General features: G+C 56.9%; 19 protein-coding genes. All 19 read right to left on the reverse strand.

The genetic code is table 11. The annotated features are described in order from the left end of the window. Positions 1-2: 2 nt before the first annotated feature. Positions 3-353 (reverse strand): 50S ribosomal protein L18, encoded by a 351-nt coding sequence (gene rplR, locus BM279_RS16745; RefSeq protein ID WP_003293038.1) that lies wholly within the window; start codon positions 351-353, stop codon positions 3-5. Between the two features lie 11 nt (positions 354-364). Next, positions 365-898, reverse strand: coding sequence for a 50S ribosomal protein L6 (gene rplF, locus BM279_RS16750; protein ID WP_093505558.1), 534 nt, complete (start codon positions 896-898; stop codon positions 365-367). A gap of 13 nt (positions 899-911) precedes the next feature. Next, positions 912-1,304, reverse strand: a complete 393-nt coding sequence (gene rpsH / locus BM279_RS16755; protein WP_013789766.1) for a 30S ribosomal protein S8 — start codon at positions 1,302-1,304, stop codon at positions 912-914. Between the two features lie 185 nt (positions 1,305-1,489). After that, positions 1,490-1,795, reverse strand: coding sequence for a 30S ribosomal protein S14 (gene rpsN / locus BM279_RS16760; RefSeq protein WP_013789765.1), 306 nt, complete (start codon positions 1,793-1,795; stop codon positions 1,490-1,492). Between the two features lie 13 nt (positions 1,796-1,808). Then, positions 1,809-2,348 carry a 50S ribosomal protein L5 gene (gene rplE, locus BM279_RS16765; protein ID WP_013789764.1) on the reverse strand — a complete coding sequence of 180 codons (540 nt, stop codon included), beginning with the start codon at positions 2,346-2,348 and terminating at the stop codon, positions 1,809-1,811. 19 nt (positions 2,349-2,367) lie between these two features. Continuing rightward, complete coding sequence (gene rplX, locus BM279_RS16770) at positions 2,368-2,682, reverse strand: 50S ribosomal protein L24 (RefSeq protein ID WP_003463290.1); 315 nt, start codon at positions 2,680-2,682, stop codon at positions 2,368-2,370. Positions 2,683-2,693: 11 nt separating this feature from the next. Beyond that, positions 2,694-3,062 (reverse strand): 50S ribosomal protein L14, encoded by a 369-nt coding sequence (gene rplN / locus BM279_RS16775; RefSeq protein ID WP_002555479.1) that lies wholly within the window; start codon positions 3,060-3,062, stop codon positions 2,694-2,696. A 23-nt stretch (positions 3,063-3,085) separates the two neighbouring features. Further along, positions 3,086-3,352: a 30S ribosomal protein S17 gene (gene rpsQ, locus BM279_RS16780; protein WP_093505560.1), complete on the reverse strand. Its 267-nt coding sequence runs from the start codon at positions 3,350-3,352 to the stop codon at positions 3,086-3,088. A gap of 2 nt (positions 3,353-3,354) precedes the next feature. After that, positions 3,355-3,546 (reverse strand): 50S ribosomal protein L29, encoded by a 192-nt coding sequence (gene rpmC, locus BM279_RS16785; RefSeq protein ID WP_013789763.1) that lies wholly within the window; start codon positions 3,544-3,546, stop codon positions 3,355-3,357. Then, positions 3,546-3,959, reverse strand: a complete 414-nt coding sequence (gene rplP / locus BM279_RS16790; protein WP_003243901.1) for a 50S ribosomal protein L16 — start codon at positions 3,957-3,959, stop codon at positions 3,546-3,548. Before rplP ends, rpmC begins: the two co-directional genes overlap by 1 nt. A 12-nt stretch (positions 3,960-3,971) precedes the next feature. Continuing rightward, entirely contained in the window at positions 3,972-4,658 is a 687-nt protein-coding gene (rpsC, locus tag BM279_RS16795) for a 30S ribosomal protein S3 (protein ID WP_013789762.1), read from the reverse strand. 13 nt (positions 4,659-4,671) lie between these two features. Next, on the reverse strand, positions 4,672-5,004 hold the full coding sequence (gene rplV, locus BM279_RS16800) for a 50S ribosomal protein L22 (RefSeq protein ID WP_003103908.1): 333 nt from the start codon (positions 5,002-5,004) through the stop codon (positions 4,672-4,674). An 11-nt stretch (positions 5,005-5,015) separates the two neighbouring features. Further along, positions 5,016-5,291, reverse strand: coding sequence for a 30S ribosomal protein S19 (rpsS, locus tag BM279_RS16805; protein WP_013789761.1), 276 nt, complete (start codon positions 5,289-5,291; stop codon positions 5,016-5,018). A gap of 16 nt (positions 5,292-5,307) precedes the next feature. After that, positions 5,308-6,132, reverse strand: a complete 825-nt coding sequence (rplB, locus tag BM279_RS16810) for a 50S ribosomal protein L2 (protein WP_013789760.1) — start codon at positions 6,130-6,132, stop codon at positions 5,308-5,310. A 14-nt stretch (positions 6,133-6,146) separates the two neighbouring features. Further along, on the reverse strand, positions 6,147-6,449 hold the full coding sequence (rplW, locus tag BM279_RS16815; RefSeq protein ID WP_013789759.1) for a 50S ribosomal protein L23: 303 nt from the start codon (positions 6,447-6,449) through the stop codon (positions 6,147-6,149). After that, positions 6,446-7,048: a 50S ribosomal protein L4 gene (gene rplD / locus BM279_RS16820; protein WP_013789758.1), complete on the reverse strand. Its 603-nt coding sequence runs from the start codon at positions 7,046-7,048 to the stop codon at positions 6,446-6,448. The genes rplW and rplD overlap by 4 nt, the downstream gene beginning before the upstream one ends. A 12-nt stretch (positions 7,049-7,060) precedes the next feature. After that, complete coding sequence (gene rplC / locus BM279_RS16825) at positions 7,061-7,696, reverse strand: 50S ribosomal protein L3 (RefSeq protein WP_013789757.1); 636 nt, start codon at positions 7,694-7,696, stop codon at positions 7,061-7,063. An 82-nt stretch (positions 7,697-7,778) separates the two neighbouring features. After that, positions 7,779-8,090, reverse strand: coding sequence for a 30S ribosomal protein S10 (gene rpsJ / locus BM279_RS16830; RefSeq protein WP_013789756.1), 312 nt, complete (start codon positions 8,088-8,090; stop codon positions 7,779-7,781). A 182-nt stretch (positions 8,091-8,272) separates the two neighbouring features. After that, a partial coding sequence (tuf, locus tag BM279_RS16835; protein WP_093505562.1) for an elongation factor Tu occupies positions 8,273-9,448 on the reverse strand: 1,176 nt, incomplete at its 5' end.

Raw genomic sequence — 9,448 nt, forward strand, 5'->3', positions numbered from 1 at the left:
ACTTAGAACTCCAGCCCGCCTTCACGAGCAGCATCAGCCAGCGCCTTGACGCGGCCGTGGTACTTGAAGCCAGAACGGTCGAATGCAACCTGGGTCACACCAGCGGCTTTCGCGCGCTCGGCAACCAGCTCACCAACTTTCTTGGCCGCGTCGACGTTGCCGGTGGCGCCGTCACGCAGTGCTTTGTCCAAGGTAGAGGCGCTGGCCAGAACCTTGCTGCCGTCGGCCGAGATGACCTGGGCGTAGATGTGCTGCGAAGAGCGATACACGCACAGACGCACGGCTTCGAGCTCGTGCATTTTCAGGCGTGCTTTGCGAGCGCGACGCAGACGAGTAACTTTTTTGTCGGTCATTTCCTAGCCCCTTACTTCTTCTTGGCTTCTTTACGGCGGACGACTTCGTCAGCGTAACGAACACCTTTGCCCTTGTAAGGTTCAGGACGGCGGAAGTCACGAATCTCCGCGGCAACCTGACCAACCAGCTGCTTGTCGACACCCTTGATCAGGATCTCGGTCTGGTTCGGGGTTTCGGCCACAACGCCTTCCGGCAGTTGGTAGTCGATAGGGTGAGAGAAGCCCAACGCCAGGTTCAGCACCTGACCCTTGGCCTGCGCCTTGTAACCAACACTGATCAGCTGGAGCTTGCGCTCGAAGCCTTGGCTTACGCCGATGACCATGTTGTTAACCAGAGCGCGGGTAGTACCGGCCATCGCACGAGTCTGCTGGTCGCCATTGCGAGCAGCGAAACGCAGCTCACCGGATTCCTGCAGCACTTCAACGGACGAGTGAACGTTCAGTTCCAGAGTGCCCTTGGCACCCTTCACCGAAAGCTGCTGACCGGCGAGTTTGATCTCTACACCAGCAGGCAGCTTGACGGGGTTCTTAGCAACGCGAGACATGCTTATCCCCCCCTTAGAACACAGTGCAAAGCACTTCGCCGCCGACACCGGCAGCGCGCGCAGCGCGGTCCGTCATCACACCTTTGTTGGTGGAGACGATGGAAACACCGAGACCGCCGCGAACTTTCGGCAGATCATCGACGGATTTGTACTGGCGAAGGCCGGGACGGCTGACGCGCTTGACTTCTTCGATAACCGGACGGCCTTCGAAGTACTTCAGCTCGATGGACAGCTGCGGCTTTGCTTCGCCGCTGATCTGATAACCCGCAATATAACCTTCGTCCTTGAGAACTTTGGCTACAGCCACCTTCAGGGTAGAAGAAGGCATGCTTACGACGGACTTTTCAGCCATCTGGGCATTACGGATACGAGTTAGCATGTCCGCTAACGGGTCCTGCATACTCATGGGCTAGACGCTCCTGATACAAAAAGAATTAGCCTCTCGACTAAAGAATCACCAGAGCTCACGGAAATCCGGGCTCAGGAGAGCCGGGCATTCTAGAGACTGATCAAAAATGAATCAAGCCCCAAAAGGGGCTTGATTCATATTGCTTGAACGCCGGAGCTAGCTCCGGCGTTTGCCGCGTCGGCTTACCAGCTGGCTTTGACCAGACCCGGTACGTCGCCACGCATGGCTGCTTCACGCAGCTTGATACGCGACAGACCGAACTTGCGGAATACACCGTGCGGACGACCGGTGATGCGGCAGCGGTTACGCAGACGCGAAGCGCTGGCATCACGAGGTTGCTTCTGCAGGGCGACGCTGGCTTCCCAACGCGCTTCTGGAGTTGCGTTCTGATCCACGATGATGGCTTTCAGCTCGGCACGCTTTTTGGCGTACTTGGCAACCGTGCGCTGACGCTTCAGCTCGCGGTTTTTCATGCTCGTCTTGGCCATGTTCCTACTCCAATCAGTTGCGGAACGGGAATTTGAAAGCACGCAGCAGAGCGCGACCTTCATCATCCGTACGGGCAGTGGTGGTCAGGGTGATGTCCAGACCACGCAGCGCATCGATCTTGTCGTAATCGATTTCCGGGAAGATGATCTGCTCTTTCACGCCCATGCTGTAGTTGCCGCGGCCGTCGAAGGACTTGGCATTCAGGCCGCGGAAGTCACGCACGCGCGGCAGGGAGATGGACAGCAGACGATCCAGGAACTCGTACATACGCTCGCGACGCAGAGTGACCTTGACGCCAATCGGCCAACCTTCACGAACCTTGAAACCTGCGATCGACTTGCGGGCATGAGTCACAACGACTTTCTGACCGGTGATCTTCTCGAGGTCGGCAACGGCGTTCTCGATGACCTTCTTGTCACCGATTGCTTCGCCCAGGCCCATGTTCAGGGTGATCTTGGTGATGCGCGGAACTTCCATCACGTTCGCCAGCTTCAGTTCTTCCTTCAGCTTGGGCGCGATTTCCTTCCGGTAAATCTCTTTCAGTCGTGCCATGGTATTTACCTACGGATTCTCAAGCGCCAACCGGCTTCTGGGTGGACTTGAAGACACGAATTTTCTTGCCGTCTTCGACTTTGAAACCAACACGGTCAGCCTTGTTGGTTTCGCTGTTGAAGATGGCAACGTTGGAAGCGTGCAGTGGCGCTTCTTTCTCGACGATACCGCCTTGAACGCCCGACATCGGGTTCGGCTTGGTATGACGCTTCACCAGGTTGATGCCACCGACGACCAGACGGTCGTCAGCGAGAACCTTGAGCACCTTACCGCGCTTACCTTTGTCTTTGCCGGCGATCACGATGATCTCGTCGTCACGACGAATCTTTTGCATGTCGGATCTCCTTAAAGCACTTCAGGGGCGAGCGAGACGATCTTCATGAACTTCTCGGTACGCAGTTCACGGGTCACTGGCCCGAAGATGCGGGTACCGATCGGCTCTTGCTTGTTGTTCAGCAGAACAGCAGCGTTGCCGTCGAAGCGGATGATCGAACCGTCGGCACGGCGAACGCCGTGACGGGTACGAACGACCACTGCGGTCATGACCTGACCTTTCTTCACTTTACCGCGCGGAATTGCTTCCTTGACGGTGACCTTGATGATGTCGCCGATGCCGGCGTAGCGACGATGCGAACCGCCCAACACCTTGATGCACATGACACGACGTGCACCGCTGTTGTCAGCCACATCGAGCATGGATTGAGTCTGAATCATAAAATTTCTCCGACCCTTAGCTCTTAGACTTCGACGGCGCGTTCGACGACTTCAACCAGAGCCCAGGACTTGGTCTTGGACTGCGGACGGGTTTCACGGATGGAAACCTTGTCGCCGATCTTGCACTGGTTGGATTCGTCGTGAGCGTGCAGCTTGGTCAAACGCTTGACGTATTTACCGTAGATCGGGTGCTTGACGCGACGCTCGATCAGAACGGTGATGGTCTTGTCCATCTTGTCGCTGACGACGCGGCCGGTCAGCGTACGGACTGTTTTTTCAACTTCGGCCATGATCACTTACCTGCCTGCTGGTTGAGCACAGTTTTCACACGAGCGATGTCGCGCTTAACTTGCGAGAGCAGGTGAGACTGCCCCAACTGGCCAGTTGCTTTCTGCATGCGCAGATTGAACTGGTCGCGCAGCAGGCCGAGCAGTTGCTCGTTCAGCTGCTCTGCGTTTTTTTCACGAAGTTCTTTCGCTTTCATCACATCACCGTCCGTTTAACAAAGGTGGTGGCGAGCGGCAGCTTTGCAGCAGCCAGGGCGAAAGCCTCACGCGCCAGCTCTTCGGAAACGCCTTCGATCTCGTACAGGACCTTGCCTGGCTGGATCTGGGCTACCCAATATTCAACGCCACCCTTACCTTTACCCATACGCACCTCGAGAGGCTTCTTGGTAACCGGCTTGTCCGGGAAAACGCGAATCCAGATCTTCCCGCCACGCTTAACGTGACGAGTCAGAGCACGACGAGCGGACTCGATCTGACGGGCGGTGAGACGACCGCGGGCAACGGACTTCAGCGCGAACTCGCCGAAGCTGACCTTGCTACCGCGCTGAGCCAGACCACGGTTGTGGCCGGTCATCTGCTTGCGGAACTTCGTACGCTTTGGTTGCAACATGATGCGTACTCCTTATTTCTTAGCAGCTTTACGAGGCGCAGGTGCTTGCGGCTTCAGCTCTTCATGGCGGCCACCGATGACCTCGCCCTTGAAGATCCAAACCTTCACACCGATCACACCGTAAGTGGTGTGCGCTTCGTAGGTGGCATAGTCAATGTCAGCGCGCAGGGTGTGCAACGGCACACGACCTTCGCGGTACCACTCGGTACGTGCGATTTCCGCACCGCCGAGACGACCACTCACCTGGATCTTGATGCCCTTGGCACCAATACGCATGGCGTTCTGTACAGCGCGCTTCATGGCGCGACGGAACATAACGCGACGCTCCAGCTGCTGAGCTACGCTCTGCGCAACCAGCATACCGTCGAGCTCCGGCTTGCGGATCTCTTCGATATTGATGTGCACTGGCACACCCATTTGCTTGGTCAGGTCCTGACGCAGCTTCTCAACATCTTCACCTTTCTTGCCGATCACGATGCCGGGACGAGCGGTGTGGATGGTGATGCGTGCGGTTTGGGCCGGACGAGCGATGTCGACACGGCTTACGGACGCGCTTTTTAGTTTGTCGAGGAGATACTCACGCACCTTCAGATCAGCGAACAGGTAGTCCGCATAAGTCCGGCCGTCTGCGTACCAGACGGAGGTGTGATCCTTGACGATTCCCAGGCGAATGCCAGTGGGATGTACTTTCTGACCCATCTGATCGACTCCGTTACTTGTCCGCAACCTTGACAGTGATATGGCAAGACCGCTTGACGATGCGATCAGCGCGGCCTTTGGCACGCGGCATGATGCGCTTCAGCGAACGCCCTTCGTTGACGAAAACGGTGCTGACCTTCAGGTCATCAACGTCGGCGCCTTCGTTGTGCTCGGCGTTGGCCACAGCCGACTCCAGCACTTTCTTCATGATTTCCGCGGCTTTCTTACTGCTGAAAGCCAGCAGGTTGAGCGCTTCGCCCACCTTCTTCCCGCGGATCTGGTCGGCGACCAAGCGGGCTTTCTGGGCGGAGATGCGAGCGCCCGACAACTTAGCGGCTACTTCCATTTCCTTACCCCTTAACGCTTGGCTTTCTTGTCAGCCACGTGCCCACGATAAGTGCGGGTACCGGCGAACTCGCCCAGTTTGTGGCCGACCATGTCTTCGTTCACCAGAACGGGGACGTGTTGACGACCGTTATGCACGGCGATGGTCAGACCGACCATCTGCGGCAGAATCATCGAACGACGCGACCAGGTTTTAACCGGCTTGCGATCGTTCTTTTCTGCTGCCACTTCGACCTTCTTCAGTAGGTGAAGATCGATAAAAGGACCTTTTTTCAGAGAACGTGGCACTGTCGTATCCCTCTAGTTACTTGCGACGACGGACGATCATGTTGTCGGTGCGTTTGTTACCACGAGTCTTCGCGCCCTTAGTCGGGAAGCCCCATGGAGACACCGGATGACGACCACCAGAGGTACGACCTTCACCACCACCGTGTGGGTGGTCGACCGGGTTCATGGCAACACCACGAACGGTCGGGCGAACGCCACGCCAGCGCTTGGCACCAGCTTTACCCAGCGAACGCAGGCTGTGCTCGGAGTTCGAGACTTCGCCCAGGGTCGCGCGGCATTCGGCCAGCACTTTACGCATTTCACCGCTGCGCAGACGCAGGGTGACGTAGACACCTTCACGAGCGATCAGCTGAGCCGAAGCACCAGCGGAACGAGCGATCTGAGCACCTTTGCCCGGCTTCAGCTCGATACCGTGAACGGTCGAACCCACCGGAATGTTACGCAGCGGCAGGCTGTTGCCGGCCTTGATTGGCGCCATCGAACCTGCAACCAGCTGATCGCCGGCGCTCACACCTTTCGGTGCGATGATGTAACGACGCTCACCGTCGGCGTATTTCAGCAGAGCGATGTGCGCGGTACGGTTCGGGTCATATTCAACGCGCTCGACAGTGGCAGGAATGCCATCTTTGTCGTTGCGACGAAAATCGACCAGACGGTAATGCTGCTTGTGACCACCACCGATATGACGGGTGGTGATACGGCCGTTGTTGTTACGACCGCCAGACTTCGACTTCTTCTCGAGCAGTGGAGCATGAGGAGCGCCTTTGTGCAGCTCCTGATTGACCACCTTGACCACAAAACGGCGGCCCGCGGAAGTCGGTTTGCATTTAACGATTGCCATGATGCACCCCTTCCTTACTCAGCACTGCTGGTGGCGAAATCGAGATCCTGGCCTGGCTGAAGGGAGATGATCGCCTTCTTCCAGTCGTTACGCTTGCCCAGACCGCGAGCGGTGCGCTTGCTCTTGCCCAGAACGTTCTGGGTAGTGACATGCTGAACCTTCACGCTGAACAGGCTTTCGACGGCCTTCTTGATTTCCAGCTTGGTTGCGTCAGTCGCAACTTTGAAAACGAACTGGCTTTTCTTGTCTGCCAGAGTCGTGGCCTTCTCGGAGATGTGCGGGCCAAGCAGCACTTTGAATACGCGTTCCTGGTTCATCCCAGCAGCTCCTCGAATTTCTTCACGGCAGAAACGGTAACCAGTACCTTTTCATACGCGATCAGACTGACCGGATCGGAACCTTGCACGTCACGAACGTCGACGTGTGGCAGGTTGCGAGCAGCCAGGTACAGATTTTGATCTACGGCGTCGGAGACGATCAGAACGTCGCTCAGACCCAGACCATTCAGCTTGCCCAGCAGCTCTTTGGTTTTCGGAGCTTCGACAGCGAAGTCTTCAACCACTACCAGACGGTCGCTACGGACCAGCTCAGCAAGAATCGAACGGATCGCAGCGCGATACATCTTCTTGTTCAGCTTCTGATCATGGTTCTGCGGACGTGCTGCGAAGGTCACACCACCGCCACGCCAGATCGGACCACGGGAAGTACCAGCACGCGCACGGCCAGTACCCTTCTGACGCCACGGGCGCTTACCGCCACCGGAAACGTCGGAACGAGTCTTCTGCTGCTTGCTGCCCTGACGGCCGCCAGCCATGTAGGCGACGACAGCTTGGTGAACCAGGGTCTCGTTGTAGTCGCCACCGAAAGTCGCATCGGAGACTTCGATCGCTTGAGCGCCATTTACATTTAATTGCATGTCAGCTTCCCCTTAACCGCGAGCCTTGGCAGCCGGACGCACAACCAGGTTGCCGCCAGTAGCGCCAGGAACGGCACCCTTGACCAGCAGCAGGTTGCGTTCAGCATCCACGCGCACTACTTCCAGGGACTGCACAGTCACGCGCTCAGCACCCATGTGACCGGACATTTTCTTGCCCTTGAATACACGGCCCGGCGTCTGGCACTGGCCAATCGAACCCGGAACGCGGTGGGACACGGAGTTACCGTGGGTATTGTCTTGGCCGCGGAAGTTCCAACGCTTGATGGTACCGGCGAAGCCTTTACCTTTGGACTGACCGGTCACGTCGACCAGTTGACCAGCTTGGAAGATTTCAGCGTTGATCAGATCGCCAGCCTGGTAGTCGCCTTCTTCAAGACGGAATTCCAGAACGGTACGACCTGCCGCGACGTTCGCCTTGGCGAAGTGACCGGCTTGAGCCTTGCTGACACGAGAAACGCGACGCTCGCCGACAGTGACTTGCACTGCACGATAGCCATCGGACTCCTCAGTTTTGAACTGGGTGACGCGATTCGGCTCGATCTCAATGACCGTAACCGGAATGGAGACACCTTCTTCGGTGAAAATGCGGGTCATGCCGCACTTACGACCGACTACACCAATAGTCATGTTGTAACCTCATGAGTGTACGGGGCTTTCACCCGCTATGGCCGCCCATTTCAGAGCGTTACACGACTAAAACCGCCAGGTTTTAGCCGAGGCTGATCTGCACTTCCACGCCAGCCGCAAGATCGAGCTTCATAAGAGCATCAACGGTTTTATCCGTTGGCTGGACGATGTCCAGCACGCGCTTATGAGTGCGGATTTCGTACTGATCGCGAGCGTCTTTGTTGACGTGTGGCGAAGTCAGAACGGTGAACCGCTCTTTGCGAGTTGGCAGAGGAATCGGACCACGCACCTGAGCACCAGTACGTTTCGCGGTTTCCACGATTTCCTGGGTTGATTGATCGATCAGGCGATGGTCAAAAGCCTTCAACCGTATACGGATTTGTTGGTTTTGCATTTTGACCTCAGATTCCAAGCTGCGATTCCCAGTTAACGGACGCAATACGCCCGTTAAAAGGAGGCGTGATTCTATAGACGCCCCCAGGGAGTGTCAACCCGGTTAGAAAATAACCAGCAGATATCTTCCACCCATAAAAAAGCCCCCGCTGGGCGGGGGCTTTTTTGGATCAGATCAATCGATTACTCGACGATCTTGGCAACCACGCCAGCACCAACGGTACGACCACCTTCGCGAATTGCGAAGCGCAGGCCGTCTTCCATGGCGATCGGCTTGATCAGGGTGACAACCATTTTGATGTTGTCGCCCGGCATTACCATCTCAACGCCTTCCGGCAGTTCGCACGAACCGGTTACGTCAGTGGTACGGAAGTAGAACTGCGGACGGTAGCCCTTGAAGAACGGAGTGTGACGACCACCTTCTTCTTTGGACAGAACGTACACTTCAGCTTCGAACTTGGTGTGCGGCTTGATGGTGCCCGGCTTGGCCAGAACCTGACCACGCTCTACGTCGTCACGCTTGGTGCCGCGCAGCAGAACGCCACAGTTCTCACCAGCACGACCTTCGTCGAGCAGCTTGCGGAACATCTCGACACCGGTGCAGGTGGTCTTGGTGGTAGCACGCAGACCAACGATCTCGATTTCTTCCTGGATCTTGACGATACCGCGCTCTACACGACCGGTAACTACAGTACCGCGGCCGGAGATCGAGAATACGTCTTCGATCGGCATCAGGAACGGACGGTCGATAGCACGAACCGGCTCGGGGATGTAAGTATCCAGAGTCTCGACGAGTTTCTTGACGGCAGTGGTGCCCATCTCGTTGTCGTCCTGACCGTTCAGAGCCATCAGCGCCGAACCGATGATGATCGGAGTGTCGTCGCCCGGGAAGTCGTAGGTGCTCAGCAGGTCACGAACTTCCATCTCGACCAGCTCCAGCAGCTCAGCGTCGTCAACCATGTCAGCCTTGTTCAGGAAGACAACGATGTACGGAACGCCTACCTGACGGGACAGCAGGATGTGCTCACGGGTTTGCGGCATCGGACCATCAGCGGCCGAGCAAACCAGGATCGCGCCGTCCATCTGGGCAGCACCGGTGATCATGTTCTTGACGTAGTCAGCGTGACCCGGGCAGTCAACGTGCGCGTAGTGACGAATGTTGGAATCGTACTCTACGTGTGCAGTGTTGATGGTGATACCACGAGCCTTCTCTTCCGGAGCGCTGTCGATCTTGTCGAAGTCGACGCGAGCCGAGCCGAATACTTCGGAGCAGACGCGAGTCAGAGCAGCGGTCAGAGTGGTTTTGCCATGGTCAACGTGACCAATGGTGCCAACGTTGACGTGCGGTTTGTTACGTTC

It is taken from the genome of Phytopseudomonas straminea (genome assembly GCF_900112645.1).
GTDB lineage: Bacteria > Pseudomonadota > Gammaproteobacteria > Pseudomonadales > Pseudomonadaceae > Aquipseudomonas > Aquipseudomonas straminea.